Here is a 17,072-nt window from a genome sequence, read left to right on the forward strand (position 1 = left end):
TCCCGTTCACAAGGCGGACCCCTGGGAGGGGACATGAACAGTCTCGACTGGGCTGTACTCATCGGCTACTTCGGCGTCATGGTCGGCATCGGCGTCTGGTCCCACAAGCGCGTGGACAACGTCAGCGACTTCTTCACCGCCGGCGGCAAGATGCCCTGGTGGCTGTCGGGCATCTCGCACCACATGTCCGGCTACAGCGCCGTGATGTTCACCGGTTACGCGGCCATCGCCTACCAATACGGCATCACCTCTTATGTCACCTGGTCCTTCCCCATCGCCATCGGCATCGCGATCGGCGCGAACCTCTTCGCGCCGCGCCTCAACCGGGTGCGCAGCAAACTGGGCGTCGCCTCGCCCCTCGAATACCTGAAGAACCGCTACAACCTGCCCACCCAGCAGGCGCTCGCCTGGTCCGGGGTGTTACTGAAGATCGTCGACGTGGGCGCCAAGTGGGCGGCCATCGCCACCCTGCTCTCCATCTTCACCGGCGTCTCGCTCAACCAGGGCATCCTGATCACGGGCGCGGTCACCGCCATCTACTGCACCGTCGGCGGGCTGTGGGCCGATGCGCTCACCGAACTCGGCCAGTTCGTCATCCAGCTGGTGGCGGGCATCGCGATGCTGATCGCCGTGCTCAACGAGCTGGACGGCTTCAGCACCTTCTGGACCGTCTGGGACGACCTGCCCGACAGCCACGCCGAACCGACCGTCGGCCCCTACACGCTGATCTTCCTGCTCTCCTACCTCTTCATCAAGACCTTCGAGTACAACGGCGGCATGTGGAACCAGGCGCAGCGCTACATGGCCACCGACAGCGCCCACTCCGCCAAGCGCTCGGCCCGGCTGTCGGCCGTCCTGTGGTTCGTCTGGCCGCTGGTGCTGTTCTTCCCGATGTGGGTCGCGCCGCTCATCATCAAGACGGACAAGCCCGCCGACTCGTACGCCGAGATGGCCGAACACCTGCTGCCGCACGGTCTGCTGGGGCTCGTCATCGTCGGCTTCTTTTCGCACACCATGGCGATGTGCTCCTCCGACGCCAACGCGATCGCCGCCGTGGTGACCCGCGACATCATGCCCGCGATCTTCAAGTCCGTACGGCAGTGGAGCACCCGCACCGGCCTGCTCGCCGCCCGCTACACCACGCTGCTCTTCCTCGCCCTGTCCATGGGCATCGCCACCCAGGTGAACTCGCCCTTCTTCGGCGACATCATCACCGTCGTCATCAAATGGGTCGCCGGTCTGATGGGCCCGATCGCGATCCCTCTGATGCTCGGCATGCTGCGGGCCTTCCGCAAGTCCGGGCCGACCGCGGCGCTCACCAGCTGGGGTCTCGGCCTGATCGCCTTCTACCTGGTCAACTACCCGATCAACGACGCGATCGACGGCGGCGTCAACCTGGAGTACCAGGTCGCCGTCCCGCTCGCGGTCTCGCTCGTACTCTTCATCGTCGTCGGCTACCTGAAGCCGGAGGACACCCCCGAGCGCGACGCCATCCTCGCCTCGCTCAACTCGGACGACGGCGGGCCGGGCGCGGCGGGCGCCGCGCGCTCGGTTCCGGCACCGGACGCCACCGGCCGTACGACGGTCGCGGGCGCGTCCGACTGACGCCCCGCCGCACGGCGGCAGCCCCACCGGGCCCCGGTCACCCTCGCTCCTTCGGTGACCGGGGCCCTCGCCGTGTGGCCCCTTTTGTGTGAAGCGGAACGGTCCGGGCGCCCTGAAGTGGAGCTTTACGGCATCCCCAGGCAACCATCCCCCCTCTCAGGACCCTCATCCGGAACGTACTATCGTCGGCCGCCTGTGCCGTTTGCCGCCCTCACGCACCTCTGGAGCGACCCCGTGACCGCGACACAGATGATCGCCCGGCGTCCCATCCTGTGCGCGGCGGTGTTCTGTCTGCTGTCCTTCACAGGCTTCTGGGTCGCGCAGCGGGCCGCCCACGTGTCCATGGTCGATCTGCTGGTCTACCAGGCCGAGGGCTGGACCGTACGCAACGCGGCGGACCTGTACGACATGCGGGCGACCGTGCACCATCTGCCCAACACCTACCCGCCGTTCGCCGCCATGCTGTTCACCCCGCTGACCGTCATGGGCACGGGCGTCCTGCGCACCTTCGGCACCGCCGCCAACCTGGCCCTGATGGTCGCCCTCGCCCATCTGTCGCTGCGGCTCGTCGGCCGCCCGCGCCGGGCGCCGCGCGCCGCCGCCGTCCTGGCGCTTGCCGGGGTCGCGGTCTGGTGCGAACCGGTGTGGACGACCCTGCGCTACGGCCAGATCAACTTGGCTGTCGCCGTCCTGGTGCTGTGGGACCTGACCCGCCGGCCGGGCCACCGCTGGGCCGGGTTCGGCACCGGCATCGCGACCGGGATCAAGCTGACTCCCGGGCTCTTCGTGGTCTTCCTCGCGGCCGCCGGGCTGATCGACGCCGTCCGGCGGCTGCGGGCCGGGCACGGCTTCGCAAGCGACCACCTGCGGCGGGCGGGCGTCGCCACGGCCGCCTTCGCCTGGACGGTCTGCCTGGCGGCGCTGGCGCTGCCGTACGACTCGAACCGCTTCTGGACCCAGATCGTGTTCGCCACCGACCGGCCCGGCGACGTCGAGGGCTCGGGCAACCAGAACCTCCTCGGCGCCCTCGCCCGCTTCCTGCACACCCCCGACCCCGGCCCGTGGTGGCTCGCCGCCGCCATTCTGACCGGCTGCGTCGGCCTGGCCACCGCCGTCGCCGCCCAGCTCGCCGATGACCGCGCCCTCCCGCACGCCCGCGCCTGGGCCGCCGTCAGCTGCGCCGTCACCGCCCTCATGGTCAGCCCGGTCTCCTGGTCCCACCACTGGGTGTGGGCGGTCCCGATGGTGCTGCTGCTCGCCGTCGAGACGGTCCGCCGCGCGTCCCGGGCCTGGGCGGGCTGGACGGCGCTGACCGGTCTGCTCTTCTGCTCCTTCATGATCTGGTACGCCCCGCACAGCGTGAAACAGCGCGTCGAGCTGCACCAGACCCCGCTCCAGATGCTGATGACGGCCGTCTACCCGATCATCGGCGTCGCCTTCCTGACGACCGCGGCGTGGGTCACCTACCGCGCCGTGCGCGGCGGCGGGGGCACCCCCGCTCAGCCCGTGGCGCCGCGTCGTCCCGAGTCCCGCACGCTCACGCGCGCGGGTAGCGGCTGAGCCAGGCGGGGGCCGAGTTCTCGGGGCCGTGCAGGGCGGGGCCCTGGGTCATCTCCATCGCGAAGTCGTCCGCCAGCTCCAGGATCGTGCCGCGCCCCTCCACCTCGGCGAGCCACGCGGGCGGCAGCGCCGTCTCGCCGTGCAGCACGCCCAGCAGATTGCCGCAGATCGCCGCCGTGGAGTCGCTGTCCCCGCCGTGGTTGACGGCGAGCAGCAGACCGTGCCGTACGTCCTCGGCGACCAGGGCGCAGTACAGCCCCATGGCCAGCGCCTCCTCGCCGGTCCAGCCCTCGCCGAGGGATTCGACCCGCTCGGGCGTCGGCAGCCCCTGGCGTACGGCGCCCAGCGCCCGCCGCAGCGCGTCCGTGGTCTCCTCGTGGCCGGGGCGGCCCGCCAGATGGGCCAGGGTGCGCTGGACGGCGCCGTCCAGCGCCTCCCCGCGCGCCAGCCCGTGCACGATGAGGGAGAACGCGCCGGCCGCCAGGTAGCCCGTGGGGTGGCCGTGGGTCTGGGCCGCGCACTCGATGGCCAGCTGGAACACCAGCTGCGGCTCCCAGCCCACCAGCAGCCCGAACGGCGCGGAGCGCATGACGGCGCCGCAGCCCTTGGAGTCGGGGTTCTTGGGCGCCTCCAGGGTGCCCATGGTCGCGTCCCCGAGCCCGGTCAGACAGGCCCGCCCTGGCGCGCGCTGGGCGTACAGCCATTCCTCGCGGGCCAGCCAGCCGTCGTCCTCGCGGCGTTCGTCGGGGCCCCAGTCGCGCTGGGTGGCGTACCAGCGGCGGTGCGCGGCGTGGATGTCGGTGGGCGGATGCCAGGCACCGGTGTCGCGGCGCACCTGGGCGCGTATCAGGCCGTCCACGGTGAACAGCGTCATCTGGGTGTCGTCGGTGACCGCGCCGCGCCGCCCGTACGCGGGCAGGAAGTCCGTCACGCCCTGCGCGCCGTGGTTCGCCCGGATGTCGGCCAGCGAGGAGAACTCCACCGCCGCCCCCAGGGCGTCCCCGATCGCCCCGCCGAGCAGACAGCCCCGTACCCGGCTGCGGAAGTCCTGCTGTTCGGCGCGGCCCCATACGCCGGTCGCTGCGCTGGCGGTTGCGGTCACGACCTTTCCCCTTTTCTTCGGTACGTGTATGGCCCTGGAGTGCCTTGAACTGTAATGGACACTCTTTGATTGATTCCGGATGGCGTCAATGGGGCAGCGAATGGTGAAGGCGTCATCACGGGTAGTGCGGCGGACCACCTCATTCCGAAATGGCGCACCGGATAACGGACAGTGCACAACGCGCAGCGGCGTTCCCATCGCGCGGCAGATCTTACGGGGAAGCCCCGGCATTCCCGGGACGGCGGAATGCATCGCGCCGCAGGCACGGATGAGGGCCCCGACCGCCGTGCGGTCGGGGCCCTCATCGTGCGGGCGTGTCGGTCCCGGTCAGGCAGGTTCCGGGGAGCCGAGCAGCGCGGACGCGGTCTCAAGTGGCGTATGGCCCGCGTCGGGTGCGGATACGGGAAGGGAACGGCAGGTGAAACCGAGACGGGTCAGTGCTCGGGTGACCTCGTCGGCGGTGAAGTCACGGCGGTCCTGACGGGTGATGACCGCGCCCACTTGCTTGACGGGGTATTGACGGCGGCCGATGAGCACGGAGTCCCCCGTCACGGTTTCGGGTTTGATACCTGCCATCGCTTGCTCGACCTCACTCTTGATCAGATCGAAGGGGAAGCGGGCGATAACACAGCGCATAATGCCTCAACAGGGTCGAAGAGAGGCCGGAATCGGATGGCCGGCCGGAGAGATCAGCGGGCGAGGGCGAGGACTCCCAGGGCGTAACCGTCCTCGTCGACCACCGGTGAAGCCCGCAGCGCGCGCTCGCGCATCCTGCGTTCCGCTTCGCTCACAGCCGTCACGGGCGAGGTGAAGGGCCCCCGGTCGTGCGGGAGGTCCCGCAACCGGGTTTCCTCGGTGTACCAGGAGGCGCCGCGGTGGGCGCTCAGCTGGGCACGGGCCACCAGTCCGGCACACCGGCCGTCCTCGTCACGGACGAGGAGATGGTCGGCACGGGCGCCCACGAGGACCGACAGGGCCACGTCGACGAACATGTCGTCTCCGGCCTGCGGCCCGGGCGGGCTCATCGCGTCATCGGCTGTCCTGGGGGAGCAGCTCGTGGGGCGGGGGTGCGGGTGAACCATCGTCATGGAGAGCCTCCGTGCTGTGGTGGTCCAACGAGCCGTACGTGAACGTCCGGTCCCGGGCCTACGCGGCCGAGCCGAGGGTGGACCGCCGCTGCGAGGCCCCCGACCCCGTCCGGGTCGATCCGGCGGCGCGGCGGGCCCGGGCCGGTCGGCTACGCCGTCCCCGCGAGGACGAGCCGCCGCGCTTGGCGCGTTCGACGACCGGCATGGCGATGGTGACGGGGATACCGGAGGGGGCCTGGGCGCCGGTGATGCGGCTCAGTTCCGCTTCGCCGGAGCGGACCTTGGTGCTGTGCGGAGTGATGCCGGCCGTGCTCATGAGCCGGGCCATGTCGCGGCGCTGGCCCGGCAGGACGAGGGTGACGACGCTGCCGGACTCGCCGGCCCGGGCAGTGCGGCCGCCGCGGTGCAGGTAGTCCTTGTGGTCGCTGGGCGGGTCCACGTTGACGACCAGGTCGAGGTTGTCCACGTGAATGCCGCGGGCCGCGACGTTGGTGGCCACCAGTACCGTCACATCGCCGGTCTTGAACTGGGCGAGCGTGCGGGTGCGCTGGGGCTGGGACTTGCCGCCGTGCAGGGCGGCGGCGCGGACGCCGCTGTTCAGCAGGTGCTGGGTGAGTTTGTCCACCGCGTGCTTGGTGTCGAGGAACATGATCACCCGGCCGTCACGGGCGGCGATCTCAGTGGTGGTGGCGTGCTTGTCGGCGCCGTCCACGTGCAGCAGGTGGTGTTCCATCGTGGTGACGGCGCCCGCCGAGGGGTCGACGGAGTGGACCACCGGGTCGGCCAGGTAGCGCCGGACCAGAAGGTCGACGTTGCGGTCCAAGGTGGCCGAGAAGAGCATCCGCTGCCCTTCGGGCCGGACCTGGTTCAGCAGCGCGGTGACCTGAGGCATGAAACCCATGTCGGCCATCTGGTCCGCCTCGTCCAGCACGGTGACGCCGACCTGGTTCAGGTGGCAGTCACCACGGTCGATGAGGTCCTTCAGCCGCCCGGGAGTCGCGACGACGACTTCGGCTCCGCCGCGCAGAGCGCTGATCTGCCGGCCGATCGCCATACCGCCGACGACGGTGGCCAGCCGCAGCTTCAGCGACCGGGCGTAGGGGGCGAGCGCGTCGGTGACCTGCTGGGCCAGCTCCCGGGTGGGAACCAGGACCAGCCCCAGGGGCCGGCGCGACTCGGCGCGCTGTCCGGCGGTACGGGCCAGCAGGGCCAGGCCGAAGGCGAGGGTCTTGCCCGAGCCGGTACGTCCACGGCCCAGGACGTCGCGGCCCGCGAGGGAGTTCGGCAGCGTGGCGCCCTGGATCGGGAACGGCACGGCCATGCCTTCCGCGGCGAGGGCCGCCAGCAGCGCGGGCGGCATGTCCAGTTCGGCGAAGGTCTCGGCCGGAGGCAGGGCGGGGGTACGCGTGACGGGCAGGGCGAACTCTCCCTGCGGCGCGGCGGGACGACGGCCGTTCCCACCGGAGCGGGGGCGGACGGAACGGTTGTTCGTTCGGGCAGTGCGTTTCATGCGGCCTTCCTCGATGCGGCACGTCGAGGAATTCTCGGCAGCAGTGAGCCGCGCAGAAAAGAATCGCAAGAACGAACCGAATAGGTAAACGAAACGAAGTGGGGCGGAAGAGGTGTGCCCATCGCGTCGAAAGATGATCGACATACGCCGGCAAGGCGGACGCTCGAGATGCCGGATCGTCGGGGAAAACGAGTGGGGCCCGCACCCAAGGTGCGGGCCCCGACGTCGCTGTACGCGTCAGCGTCAGGCGGGAACGATGTTCTCGGCCTGCGGGCCCTTCTGGCCCTGCGTGAGGTCGAAGCTCACCTTCTGGCCCTCCTGCAGCTCACGGAAGCCCTGGGCGGCGATGTTCGAGTAGTGGGCGAAGACGTCGGGGCCGCCACCGTCCTGCTCGATGAAGCCGAAGCCCTTTTCCGAGTTGAACCACTTCACGGTGCCAGTAGTCATGCCATATCTCCTTCGGGCGCAGTGCCCGGAGCCCACACTTTGCGGACCCCGCGTCGCCGCGATGATCGCCCCTCCGGAAATGCACCGGAAAATACAAAGCATTCCCGCCGCGTACGACGGCGAGGACACTTGAAGTCTGGGAACCACAACTGCAACTGACAACGACGGTAGCACGGCACGCCGGGTCATGCACGGCAATTGACAGTCACACTCGGCGAGGCAAAAACTCACTACCAATTCAGAAGCTATTTCTGCAGTCGCGGCATTACATATTGGGCATCGGCGGGGAGAACGCCACCGCGGGCCGACGGGCCGTCGGGAAGACGGCCTCGCGGCGGACGGCGGAGGTGGCGACCGAGGCCCCCGCCGCCGCACCCTCACCTTCGCCTCCCCGGCCCCATGGGCCCGGGCCGTCCTGGGCCTGTTGCGGCAATGGAGGTAAACCTGCATCGGCCGCAGTAGACATACGGCGCTCATGTGGGTACTGTTTCTCGCGTAGCCAAGGACGTCAGTCAGGCGCGGCAGAGACGAACTGCCGCGAGCAGAACACGGCACGACAGCGGAGTGGCAGGGCCGGGAAGTGCAGGAAGGTCCCGCCACTGGCTGCCGGGCCGGGTGGCCGCAGGGCCACCACGCATGAAGCACGACAGCAGTTCCAGCAAGAGCAGCGAGAGAAACAGGAGAGGAGGCGACGCCATCAGGATCGCCCGGGCAAGGACCTGGTCCGCTCGGGTACCGCAGGCCCCGGATTGGAAGGTGGTCCCCGGTCACGCAGCCGCGATCCCCGCGCCTCGCCCCCAGGGCGGGCAGCGGAAACAGAAGGCCGGCGCACAGCGCCGGTAGATGGTGTTGAACCCTCGGGGCCCTGGTGCCAAATGGCACCAGGGCCCCTCGACGCGTCCCACAGAGAGGTGCAATGAATTCGAAGCCCCGAGAGCGAGCCACCGACAAGTTCGATGACGACGATTACCCCGCGTACACCATGGGCCGCGCAGCGGAGATGATCGGCGCCACACCCGCCTTCCTGCGGGCCGTCGGCGAAGCCCGCCTCATCGTCCCCCTGCGCTCCGAGGGGGGCCATCGCCGCTACTCCCGCTACCAGCTGCGCATCGCGGCACGCGTTCGCGAACTCGTCGACCAGGGCACTCCGATCGATGCCGCCTGCCGCATCGTCATCCTCGAAGATCAGCTGGAAGAAGCCCGGCGGCTCAACGAAGAGCTGCGGGGGCCCGTCGCCGAATCGAACCAGCCCGAGCCTTCCTGACCACGCCCCATCGCCCCCCGGCCCCTTCGGGCGGCTTCCTCAACGCCCGGGGGCGAGCTGATTTCCTGATGTATCGTCACTTGAATGGGAACCGGGGTACTGCGCTGCGGAACATGTGGATCCAGTCGACTGACCCCGGTCGGGCAGCTCAGGACGCTCGAAGGCCAGAACGACCGCCTCCGGCTCAAGTTCCCCCGCCCGCGCGCCTACAAGCTCCGCCCGGCGTTCGACGTCGACTTCGCCCGCGCCTGCCTCGACTGCGGCGCCCTGCTGCCGTTCCTCAGCGACGTGGACCTCAAGCGGCTCAACGATGACGCCGATGGTCTGACCGGCTACGACACCTGAAGCGTCGCCCCTACGGTTCGCCGGTCAGCCGCTTGAACAGGTGCACGTCCGCGTGGCCGCCGGGGATGCCGAGCGTCCTGCCAGTCTCGGCGTAGCCGTGACGCTCGTAGAAACCGGGAGCCTGAAAGGTGAACGAGGAAACCACGACGCGATCGCAGCCGCGCCGACGCGCCTCGTCCTCGGCCGCCCGCAGAATCCTGCTGCCCCAGCCGTCCTGACGACTGCCCTCGCGCACCCACAGCAGCTCGATGCCGCACAGGCCACCCCACGTCCACGCGGACAGCCCACCGACCAACTCGCCCGCTTCATCGTCGGCCTTGACCGAGAACGCGCCACGGTCGGCCGCGCCCGTAGCGGCCGTATTGAAGGCGACCAGCTCCTCGGTCAACCGCCTCTCGAGTTCGCTGTCGCGTCCGCCGGTGGTCAGGGTGGGACCAGGTCCGTCATCGGTTGTCATGGCGCGCAGCATGGCAGTCCACCGAGCCGCACGGCACGCGTTTTCTCCTCGCCTGTCGGGCGCGGGCTCAGTCCGTGACGCCCAGGCGGAGGTGTTCGACGTGGTGGAGGGCCTGGTCGAGGAGTTCCGCCACGTGGTTGTCGTGGAGGGAGTAGACGACGGAGCGGCCCTGGCGGGTGCCGGTGACCAGGCCGAGGTTGCGGAGCAGGCGGAGTTGGTGGGAGCAGGCGGACTGCTGCATGCCGACGGCTTCGGCGAGTTCGGTGGCCGGGCAGGGGCCCTCGCGGAGGCGGGCCAGGATCAGCAGGCGTGAGGGGGTGGCGAGGGCCTGGAGGGTGGCGGCGACCGTCGGGGCGTTCTCGGGAGTGAGACGGGCGCGCGGGGCGGCGGCGTCGCCGGCGGGGGGTTGTGCTCCATGGCCCATGGGCTCATCCTACGGACCACCTTATGCATGAATACTTGTTCAAGTGTTGCTGGTACGGTGTGCGGCCATGACGTCCACGCTCACCACCCGTTCCGCGCCCCCGACGGCCCGGCCCTCGGCCGTACCCCGCCGCCGTACCCACGTACTCGCCCTGCCGGAGGCCCGCTGGGCGCTGGCGGCGCTCGTGCTGTTCCTGGTCGCGCTGGCGGCGCAGCTCGGCGGGGCGCCCGGCTGGGCGTGGGGGCCGCTGTACGGGGCGGTGTATGTCACCGGGGGCTGGGAGCCGGGGTGGGAGGGGCTGAAGGCCCTCAAGGACAAGACGCTGGACGTGGATCTGCTGATGGTGGTCGCGGCGCTCGGCGCGGCGGCGATCGGGCAGGTGCTGGACGGCGCGCTGCTGATCGTCATCTTCGCGACCTCCGGCGCCCTGGAGGCGGTCGCCACCGCGCGGACCGCCGACTCGGTGCGCGGGCTGCTCGACCTCGCGCCCGCGACCGCCACCCGGCTGCTGCCCGGCGGGGGCGAGGAGACGGTGGCCGCCGACGCGCTGGCGGTCGGGGACACGGTCCTGGTCCGGCCCGGGGAGCGGGTCGGGGCCGATGGGCGCATCCTGGACGGCGAGAGCGACGTCGACCAGGCCACCATCACGGGCGAGCCGCTGCCCGTCGCCAAGGCGGCCGGGGACGAGGTGTTCGCCGGGACCGTCAACGGCACCGGGGCGCTGCGGGTACGGGTCGAGCGCGACCCGTCGGACTCGGTGATCGCCCGCATCGTACGGATGGTCCAGGAGGCGTCGGAGACCAAGGCGCCCACCCAGCTGTTCATCGAGCGGGTCGAACAGCGGTACTCCCTGGTGATGGTGGCCGCCACGCTCGCCCTGTTCGCGGTCCCGCTCGCGTTCGGCGCGGCGCTTCAGCCGACGCTGCTGCGCGCGATGACCTTCATGATCGTCGCCTCCCCGTGCGCGGTGGTGCTGGCCACCATGCCGCCGCTGCTGTCGGCGATCGCCAACGCCGGGCGCCATGGCGTGCTGGTGAAGTCCGCGGTCGTCATGGAGCGTCTGGGTCAGGTGGACGCCGTCGCCCTGGACAAGACAGGGACCCTCACCGAGGGCACGCCCCGGGTGACCGAGGTGCGCCCGCTGCCAGGTGCGGGGCTGGACGAGGACGCGCTGCTGCGGCTCGCGGCCGCGGCCGAGCGGCCCAGCGAACACCCCCTGGCCCGAGCCGTCGTGGACGCGGCGACGGGACGCGGGATACAGGTGCCGGACGCCGAGGGGTTCGGCTCCGCGCCCGGGCTGGGTGTCACCGCGACGGTGGACGGGCGTGAGGTGCGGGTGGGGGCGCCCGCCCGGGTGCTACCAGAGGCGTATGAAGAAGTCGCCGAGGTGGAGGCGGCCGGCCGCACCGCCGTCGCCGTCCTCGTGGACGGCCGGGCGGCCGGGGTGCTCGGCCTCGCCGACGGGCTCCGTCCCGGCGCGGCGGAAGCGGTCGACGGTCTCGCGGCGCTGACCGGCTCCCGGCCGGTGCTGCTCACCGGCGACAACCGGCGCGCCGCCGGCCGCCTCGCCGCCGAGACCGGCATCCACGACGTACGCGCCGGGCTGCTGCCGCAGGACAAGGTGGCCGCCGTACGGGAGCTGGCCGGCGCCGGGCGCCGCGTCCTGGTCGTCGGGGACGGCGTGAACGACGCGCCCGCCCTGGCGGCCGCCCACACCGGCGTCGCCATGGGCCGGGCGGGCTCCGACCTGGCCCTGGAGACCGCCGACGCCGTGGTCGTACGGGACGAACTGGCCGCCCTGCCCGCCGTCGTACGGCTCTCCCGCACCGCCCGGCGCCTGGTCGTCCAGAACCTGGTCATCGCCGGTGTCTGCATCACCGCGCTGGTCGTCTGGGACCTGGCCGGGCAGCTGCCGCTGCCGCTCGGCGTCGCCGGGCACGAGGGCTCCACGGTCCTCGTCGGCCTCAACGGGCTGCGGCTGCTGCGCGAAGCGGCCTGGCGGGGCGGCTCAGTCGCCGAGCACCGGTAGCAGCTCCGGAAGGTGGCCGTCCGAGGCGAGGGCCGCCGTCTGCCGCTCCTCCGGGACGTCCGCGTAGGTCGTCGTCCGGGGGCGGGCGGGGCGGCCCGCCAGGTCGGCGATGCCGATGAGGTCCTGGATGGAGCGGTAGGAGCCGTACGAGGAGCCCGCCATGCGGGAGATGGTCTCCTCCATGAGCGTGCCGCCCAGGTCGTTGGCGCCGGAGCGCAGCATCTCGGCCGCGCCCTCGGTGCCGAGCTTGACCCAGCTGGTCTGGATGTTGGGGATGTGCGGGTGGAGCAGGATCCGCGCCATGGCCGTCACGGCGCGGTTGTCGCGGGTGGTGGGGCCGGGGCGGGCGATACCGGCGAGGTAGACGGGGGCGTTGGTGTGGATGAAGGGGAGGGTGACGAACTCGGTGAAGCCGCCCGTCTCCTGCTGGATCTCCGCCAGCAGCCGCAGATGGCCCAGCCAGTGGCGCGGCTGGTCGACATGGCCGTACATCATCGTCGAGGACGAGCGGATGCCCAGCTCATGCGCGGTCTTGATGACCTCCACCCAGGTGGCGGTCGGCAGCTTGCCCTTGGTGAGGATCCAGCGCACCTCGTCGTCGAGGATCTCGGCCGCCGTGCCGGGGATGGTGTCGAGGCCCGCCTCGCGCGCCGCGGTCAGCCATTCGCGGATGGACATCCCCGTGCGGGTGGCCCCGTTGACGACCTCCATCGGGGAGAACGCGTGGACGTGCATCCCGGGGACGCGCTCCTTCACGGCCCGGGCGACGTCGAAGTACGCCGTACCGGGCAGGTCCGGGTGGATGCCGCCCTGCATGCACACCTCCACCGCGCCCACGTCCCACGCCTGCTGGGCGCGGTCGGCGACCTGGTTCAGGGAGAGGGTGTACGCGTCGGCGTCGGTGCGGCGCTGCGCGAAGGCGCAGAAGCGGCAGCCGGTGTAGCAGACGTTGGTGAAGTTGATGTTGCGGGTGACGATGTACGTGACGTCGTCGCCGACGGCCGCGCGCCGCAGGTCGTCGGCGATGCGGGTGAGCGCGTCCAGCGCGGGCCCGTCGGCGTGCAGGAGGGCCAGCGCCTCGGGGTCGGTGAGCCGGGTGGGGTCGTCGGCGGCCTGCGACAGGGCGGCCTTCACGTCCGCGTCGATCCGGGACGGGACCATGCCGGGGGCGGCGGCCTCGCGCAGCGCCTCCCAGTCGCCGTACACCTCGTCGAAGTCGTCGCGCCGGTCGCCGGTGCGGCCCTCGGTGTCGATGGTGCGGTGCAGATCGGTGCGGCCCGAAGGACTGAAGGCCTCGTCGGGCTCCTGCCAGGGCAGCCCGGCGGGCCGGGCGTCCGGGCGGGCGAGGCCGGTGGCCGGGTCGGCCAGTGCGCGCACGTGCGGCAGCAGCCGCGGGTCCAGCCACGGCTCGCCGCGCTGGATGAACTCGGGGTAGACCGCGAGCCGTTCGCGCAGTTCGAATCCGGCGGCTGCGGACCGCTCGGCCAGCTCGTCCACCTGGGGCCAGGGGCGCTCGGGGTTGACGTGGTCCGGGGTGAGCGGGGAGACGCCGCCCCAGTCGTCGATACCGGCGCCGATCAGCCGCTCGTACTCCGCGTCGACCAGGTTCGGCGGCGCCTGGATGCAGCCGGAGGGGCCCAGGATGTGCCGGGCGACCGCGACGGTGGCGAGCAGGTCGTCCAGCTCCGCGTCCGGCATCCCGCGCATTGCCGTGTCCGGCTTGGCGCGGAAGTTCTGGACGATGACCTCCTGGACGCCGTGGTACGAGCGCGACACGCGGCGCAGCGCGAACAGCGACTCGGCGCGCTCCTCGTACGTCTCCCCGATGCCGATCAGCAGCCCGCTGGTGAACGGTACGGAGCTGCGGCCCGCGTCCTCCAGGACGCGCAGCCGGACGGCCGGTTCCTTGTCCGGGGAGCCGTAGTGCGGGCCGCCGGGCTCGCTCCACAGCCGCTCGGACGTGGTCTCCAGCATCATGCCCATGGAGGGCGCGACGGGCTTGAGCCGCTGGAAGTCCGTCCAGGTCATGACGCCGGGGTTGAGGTGCGGCAGCAGCCCGGTCTCCTCCAGGATGCGGATCGCCATGGCCCGTACGTACGCGATCGTGTCGTCATACCCCTCGGCCTCCAGCCATTCGCGCGCCTCGGGCCACCGGTCCTCGGGGCGGTCGCCGAGCGTGATCAGCGCTTCCTTGCAGCCCATTTCGGCGCCGCGGCGGGCGATGTCCAGCACCTCGTCGGGGGACATGAACATGCCGTGGCCTTCGCGGCGCAGCTTGCCGGGGACGGTGGCGAACGTGCAGTAGTGGCACTTGTCGCGGCACAGCCGGGTGAGCGGGATGAAGACGCTGCGCGAGTAGGTGATGACCCCGGGACGGCCCGCGGCCTCCAGACCGGCGTCCCGCACGCGCGCGGCGGAGGCGGCCAGATCCTTCAGGTCGTCCCCGCGCGCCTGGAGCAGCACCGCCGCCTCGGCGGTGTCCAGCGCCACGCCCTCGCGGGCGCGCTTGAGCGCACGGCGCATCGCGTTGGCCGTGGGGGGCGTCGGTTCATTTCCCTGCGCGCTCGTGGTCATCCTCCGAGCATACGAGTGGTGTCCGACACCGCCAGACCGGCCGGGCCTGCGGTTTTGTGGGTCTGATCACGACAATTCGGCCCTGGTGCCGGGAATATTCATGCCGGTTACAGGCACTCGCCTACAGGTACCGCGCGCAGGCGTCCAGGGTGTGCAGGATCTCCGTCTCGTCCCCGGCCGGAAGCTGCACGACGACCTCCTCGACGCCGAGCGCGGCGTAGTGGGCGAGCTTGCCGGGCGAGGGGCGCACCGCGTACGGCACCACCTCCAGTGCCGCCGGGTCCCGCCCCGCGTCCGCCCAGACGCGGCGCAGTTCGGGGAGGGCTTCGGTGAGGCCGCCGCCCCCGATCGGCAGCCAGCCGTCGGCGTACGCGGCGATGTGCGCGAACAGCCGCGGCCCGGCCGCCCCGCCGATCAGGGTGCGCGGCCCGGTGAGGGGAGCGCCGGGCGGGCGCTCCCGGATCACCGGTTTGGGGTACGCCAGGCTCGCCCGTACCGACGCGTACGGGCCCTGATGGGCCGTGGGCTCCTCCGCCCACAGGGCGCGCATCAGCGCCATCCGGTCGCGGACCAGTTCGCGGCGCTCCGCCCAGACGGTGCCGTGGTCGGCGGCCTCCTCGACGTTCCAGCCGTAGCCGACGCCGAAGGTGAAGCGTCCGCCGGACAGGAAGTCGAGGGTGGCCACGCTCTTCGCGAGGCCGACCGGATCGTGCTGGGCGACCAGGCAGATGCCGGTGCCGAGCCCCAGCCGCTCGGTGACGGCGGCTGCCTGGCCGAGGGCCACGAACGGGTCGAGGGTGCGGCCGTACGGGCGCGGCAGCGGCTCGCCCATGGGCGCGGGGGTCTCACGGCTGACCGGGATGTGGGTGTGCTCGGGCAGATACAGCCCGGCGAACCCGCGCCGCTCCAGCTCGCGCCCGAGCCAGGCGGGGCGGACGGTCTCGTCGGTGAGGAAGACGGTGGTCGCGATGCGCATGAAGGGGCCGCTCCTGCCGCAAGGGACGTGTGTGACGTACGAGAGACGCGTGGGGGACGTATGTTCCCTCTCCGCCTTCGAGTTATCCACAGGCCTTTCCGCGGATGTCATCCACGCGTACAACGGTGTGACGCGGGTGACACGAATCCGACTGTGGGGGCAGGCATGCAGCGACGGGACGTACTCAGGCTCTCCGCTCTCGCGGGCGCGGCGGGCGTGCTCACGCTCGACCCGGTGTCGTTCGCGCAGGCCGACGCGGCGGACGGGGGCGATGAGAAGTCCCGTACGATCACCGGCCACCTCCCCACCGGCTCCCCGGACTTCGTCTATCTGCCGGTGGAGGTGCCGAGCGGAGTCCGCGAGATCGCCGTCTCCTATTCGTACGACAAACCGGCCGTCCCGGCGGGCACGCAGGGGAACGCGTGCGACATCGGCATCTTCGACGAGCGCGGTACGGAGCTGGGCGGGCGCGGCTTCCGCGGCTGGTCGGGCGGTGCCCGTACGGAGTTCGCGATCAGCGCCGCGGAGGCCACCCCCGGCTACCTCGCCGGGCCGGTCCGGGCGGGCACCTGGCATGTCGTCCTCGGCCCCTACACGGTCGCCCCGCAGGGCCTGGACTACAAGGTCACCGTCACCCTGCGGTTCGGCCCGCCCGGCACCACTCCCAAGCCGGTCTACCCGCCGCAGCGCGCCAAGGGGCGCGGCCGGGCCTGGTACCGGGGCGACTCCCATCTGCACACCGTGCACTCCGACGGCAAGCGCACCCCGGCCGAGCTGGCCGCCGCCGCCCGCGCCGCCGGGCTCGACTTCATCACCACCACCGAGCACAACACCACCTCGGCCCACGGCGCGTTCGAGGGTCTGTGGGGCGACGACCTGCTGATCATCACCGGCGAGGAGATCACCACCCGGAACGGCCATGTGGTCGCCCTCGGCATCGCCCCGGGCACCTTCATCGACTGGCGCTACCGCGCCCGGGACAACCGCTTCGGCCAGTTCGCCCGCAAGATCCGGCAGGCGGGCGGCCTGGTGATCCCGGCCCACCCGCACGGCACGTGCGTCGGCTGCAACTGGAAGTTCGGCTTCAACGAGGCGGACGCGGTCGAGGTGTGGAACGCCGACTTCGGCCCCGACGACGAGGCGACCGTCCTGGAATGGGACAACACCCTGGTCGCCGCCGCCCGCGGGGACGGCCGCTGGCTCCCCGCCGTCGGCCACAGCGACTCCCACCGCGAGCCCTCGCCCGTCGGCCTCCCCCAGACCGTCGTCCTCGCCGACGACCTGTCGCGCGACGCCCTCCAGGACGGCATCCGCTCCGGCCGCTGCTGGATCGCCGAGTCCTCCGAGGTCGACCTCACCTTCGAGGCGGTGGACGGCCGCGGCCACCACGCCGGAATCGCCGACCGGCTGGCGGTCGCCGCCGACGCGGAGGTGACGGTCCGCCTGAAGGTCACGGGCGCGGGCACAGGTCCCCAGGTCCGCTTCATCACCGACCAGGGCCCGCTGTACACCACCACCCTGCCCGACTCCGGCTCCGGCACCGTCGAGTGGAGGACCACGCCCTCCTACGCGGCCTACGTCCGCGCTGAGATCCGCCACCCCGCGGCGGACGGCGGCGCGTCGGGCATACCGGGCCCGATGGTCGCCCTGACCAACCCGATCTGGCTGGGCGAGCGCGGCCACTGATGTCC

At 71.5% G+C, this 17,072-nt stretch carries 15 protein-coding genes; 6 read left to right on the plus strand and 9 right to left on the minus strand.

Going from position 1 to position 17,072, the window contains the following annotated elements:
• Window positions 1-33: 33 nt before the first annotated feature.
• Window positions 34-1,605 (plus strand): sodium:solute symporter family protein, encoded by a 1,572-nt coding sequence (locus tag ACFZCY_RS12065; protein WP_391171554.1) that lies wholly within the window; start codon window positions 34-36, stop codon window positions 1,603-1,605.
• 249 nt (window positions 1,606-1,854) lie between these two features.
• Window positions 1,855-3,165: a glycosyltransferase 87 family protein gene (locus tag ACFZCY_RS12070; protein WP_391172129.1), complete on the plus strand. Its 1,311-nt coding sequence runs from the start codon at window positions 1,855-1,857 to the stop codon at window positions 3,163-3,165.
• On the opposite strand, the gene ACFZCY_RS12075 is transcribed toward ACFZCY_RS12070, so the two are convergent.
• The 5 genes from ACFZCY_RS12075 to ACFZCY_RS12095 all read right to left on the minus strand — a co-directional run bounded on the left by ACFZCY_RS12075 (window position 3,143) and on the right by ACFZCY_RS12095 (window position 7,312).
• Window positions 3,143-4,267 (minus strand): ADP-ribosylglycohydrolase family protein, encoded by a 1,125-nt coding sequence (locus tag ACFZCY_RS12075; RefSeq protein WP_391171556.1) that lies wholly within the window; start codon window positions 4,265-4,267, stop codon window positions 3,143-3,145. The two genes, ACFZCY_RS12070 and ACFZCY_RS12075, sit on opposite strands and share 23 nt — an antisense overlap.
• A 327-nt stretch (window positions 4,268-4,594) precedes the next feature.
• Window positions 4,595-4,903, minus strand: coding sequence for an SCO5918 family protein (locus ACFZCY_RS12080; RefSeq protein ID WP_391171558.1), 309 nt, complete (start codon window positions 4,901-4,903; stop codon window positions 4,595-4,597).
• 53 nt (window positions 4,904-4,956) lie between these two features.
• Window positions 4,957-5,355, minus strand: coding sequence for a CBS domain-containing protein (locus ACFZCY_RS12085; protein WP_391171560.1), 399 nt, complete (start codon window positions 5,353-5,355; stop codon window positions 4,957-4,959).
• A 58-nt stretch (window positions 5,356-5,413) separates the two neighbouring features.
• Window positions 5,414-6,865 carry a DEAD/DEAH box helicase gene (locus ACFZCY_RS12090; RefSeq protein ID WP_391171562.1) on the minus strand — a complete coding sequence of 484 codons (1,452 nt, stop codon included), beginning with the start codon at window positions 6,863-6,865 and terminating at the stop codon, window positions 5,414-5,416.
• A gap of 243 nt (window positions 6,866-7,108) precedes the next feature.
• Entirely contained in the window at window positions 7,109-7,312 is a 204-nt protein-coding gene (locus ACFZCY_RS12095) for a cold shock domain-containing protein (RefSeq protein WP_391171564.1), read from the minus strand.
• A gap of 916 nt (window positions 7,313-8,228) precedes the next feature.
• Between ACFZCY_RS12095 and ACFZCY_RS12100 the strand changes: the two genes are divergently transcribed.
• Both ACFZCY_RS12100 and ACFZCY_RS12105 read left to right on the plus strand, forming a co-directional pair.
• Entirely contained in the window at window positions 8,229-8,576 is a 348-nt protein-coding gene (locus ACFZCY_RS12100; protein ID WP_391171566.1) for a MerR family transcriptional regulator, read from the plus strand.
• Window positions 8,577-8,660: 84 nt separating this feature from the next.
• A complete protein-coding gene (locus ACFZCY_RS12105) occupies window positions 8,661-8,921 on the plus strand; it encodes a hypothetical protein (RefSeq protein WP_391171568.1) in 261 nt (86 codons plus the stop codon).
• Between the two features lie 10 nt (window positions 8,922-8,931).
• On the opposite strand, the gene ACFZCY_RS12110 is transcribed toward ACFZCY_RS12105, so the two are convergent.
• Both ACFZCY_RS12110 and ACFZCY_RS12115 read right to left on the minus strand, forming a co-directional pair.
• On the minus strand, window positions 8,932-9,378 hold the full coding sequence (locus ACFZCY_RS12110) for a GNAT family N-acetyltransferase (protein WP_391171570.1): 447 nt from the start codon (window positions 9,376-9,378) through the stop codon (window positions 8,932-8,934).
• Between the two features lie 67 nt (window positions 9,379-9,445).
• The gene (locus tag ACFZCY_RS12115) at window positions 9,446-9,802 is read right to left on the minus strand and encodes a metalloregulator ArsR/SmtB family transcription factor (RefSeq protein ID WP_391171572.1); all 357 of its coding nucleotides are present in this window, start codon (window positions 9,800-9,802) and stop codon (window positions 9,446-9,448) included.
• A gap of 67 nt (window positions 9,803-9,869) precedes the next feature.
• Here ACFZCY_RS12115 and ACFZCY_RS12120 point away from each other — a divergent pair, with 67 nt between their 5' ends.
• Entirely contained in the window at window positions 9,870-11,831 is a 1,962-nt protein-coding gene (locus ACFZCY_RS12120) for a heavy metal translocating P-type ATPase (RefSeq protein ID WP_391171575.1), read from the plus strand.
• Here the strand turns inward: ACFZCY_RS12120 and ACFZCY_RS12125 are convergent.
• Window positions 11,811-14,405 (minus strand): bifunctional FO biosynthesis protein CofGH, encoded by a 2,595-nt coding sequence (locus ACFZCY_RS12125; RefSeq protein WP_391171577.1) that lies wholly within the window; start codon window positions 14,403-14,405, stop codon window positions 11,811-11,813. The two genes, ACFZCY_RS12120 and ACFZCY_RS12125, sit on opposite strands and share 21 nt — an antisense overlap.
• 121 nt (window positions 14,406-14,526) lie before the next feature.
• Complete coding sequence (locus tag ACFZCY_RS12130; RefSeq protein ID WP_391171579.1) at window positions 14,527-15,381, minus strand: TIGR03619 family F420-dependent LLM class oxidoreductase; 855 nt, start codon at window positions 15,379-15,381, stop codon at window positions 14,527-14,529.
• A gap of 165 nt (window positions 15,382-15,546) precedes the next feature.
• On the opposite strand from ACFZCY_RS12130, the gene ACFZCY_RS12135 reads away from it, so the two are divergent.
• Complete coding sequence (locus ACFZCY_RS12135; RefSeq protein WP_391171581.1) at window positions 15,547-17,067, plus strand: CehA/McbA family metallohydrolase; 1,521 nt, start codon at window positions 15,547-15,549, stop codon at window positions 17,065-17,067.
• Window positions 17,068-17,072 lie beyond the last annotated feature (5 nt).

The organism is Streptomyces sp. NPDC007983, assembly GCF_042958345.1.
Classification (GTDB): domain Bacteria; phylum Actinomycetota; class Actinomycetes; order Streptomycetales; family Streptomycetaceae; genus Streptomyces.

What these genes read in the sequence shown, in the direction of transcription:
- ACFZCY_RS12090 (WP_391171562.1), bottom strand. Translation starts at nt 6,865, where the DNA reads ATGAAACGCACTGCCCGAACGAACAACCGTTCCGTCCGCCCCCGCTCC.
- ACFZCY_RS12120 (WP_391171575.1), top strand. Translation starts at nt 9,870, where the DNA reads ATGACGTCCACGCTCACCACCCGTTCCGCGCCCCCGACGGCCCGGCCC.
- ACFZCY_RS12085 (WP_391171560.1), bottom strand. Translation starts at nt 5,355, where the DNA reads ATGACGATGGTTCACCCGCACCCCCGCCCCACGAGCTGCTCCCCCAGG.
- ACFZCY_RS12125 (WP_391171577.1), bottom strand. Translation starts at nt 14,405, where the DNA reads ATGACCACGAGCGCGCAGGGAAATGAACCGACGCCCCCCACGGCCAAC.
- ACFZCY_RS12080 (WP_391171558.1), bottom strand. Translation starts at nt 4,903, where the DNA reads ATGCGCTGTGTTATCGCCCGCTTCCCCTTCGATCTGATCAAGAGTGAG.
- ACFZCY_RS12130 (WP_391171579.1), bottom strand. Translation starts at nt 15,381, where the DNA reads ATGCGCATCGCGACCACCGTCTTCCTCACCGACGAGACCGTCCGCCCC.
- ACFZCY_RS12110 (WP_391171570.1), bottom strand. Translation starts at nt 9,378, where the DNA reads ATGACAACCGATGACGGACCTGGTCCCACCCTGACCACCGGCGGACGC.
- ACFZCY_RS12065 (WP_391171554.1), top strand. Translation starts at nt 34, where the DNA reads ATGAACAGTCTCGACTGGGCTGTACTCATCGGCTACTTCGGCGTCATG.
- ACFZCY_RS12115 (WP_391171572.1), bottom strand. Translation starts at nt 9,802, where the DNA reads ATGGGCCATGGAGCACAACCCCCCGCCGGCGACGCCGCCGCCCCGCGC.
- ACFZCY_RS12070 (WP_391172129.1), top strand. Translation starts at nt 1,855, where the DNA reads ATGATCGCCCGGCGTCCCATCCTGTGCGCGGCGGTGTTCTGTCTGCTG.
- ACFZCY_RS12135 (WP_391171581.1), top strand. Translation starts at nt 15,547, where the DNA reads ATGCAGCGACGGGACGTACTCAGGCTCTCCGCTCTCGCGGGCGCGGCG.
- ACFZCY_RS12095 (WP_391171564.1), bottom strand. Translation starts at nt 7,312, where the DNA reads ATGACTACTGGCACCGTGAAGTGGTTCAACTCGGAAAAGGGCTTCGGC.
- ACFZCY_RS12100 (WP_391171566.1), top strand. Translation starts at nt 8,229, where the DNA reads ATGAATTCGAAGCCCCGAGAGCGAGCCACCGACAAGTTCGATGACGAC.
- ACFZCY_RS12105 (WP_391171568.1), top strand. Translation starts at nt 8,661, where the DNA reads ATGGGAACCGGGGTACTGCGCTGCGGAACATGTGGATCCAGTCGACTG.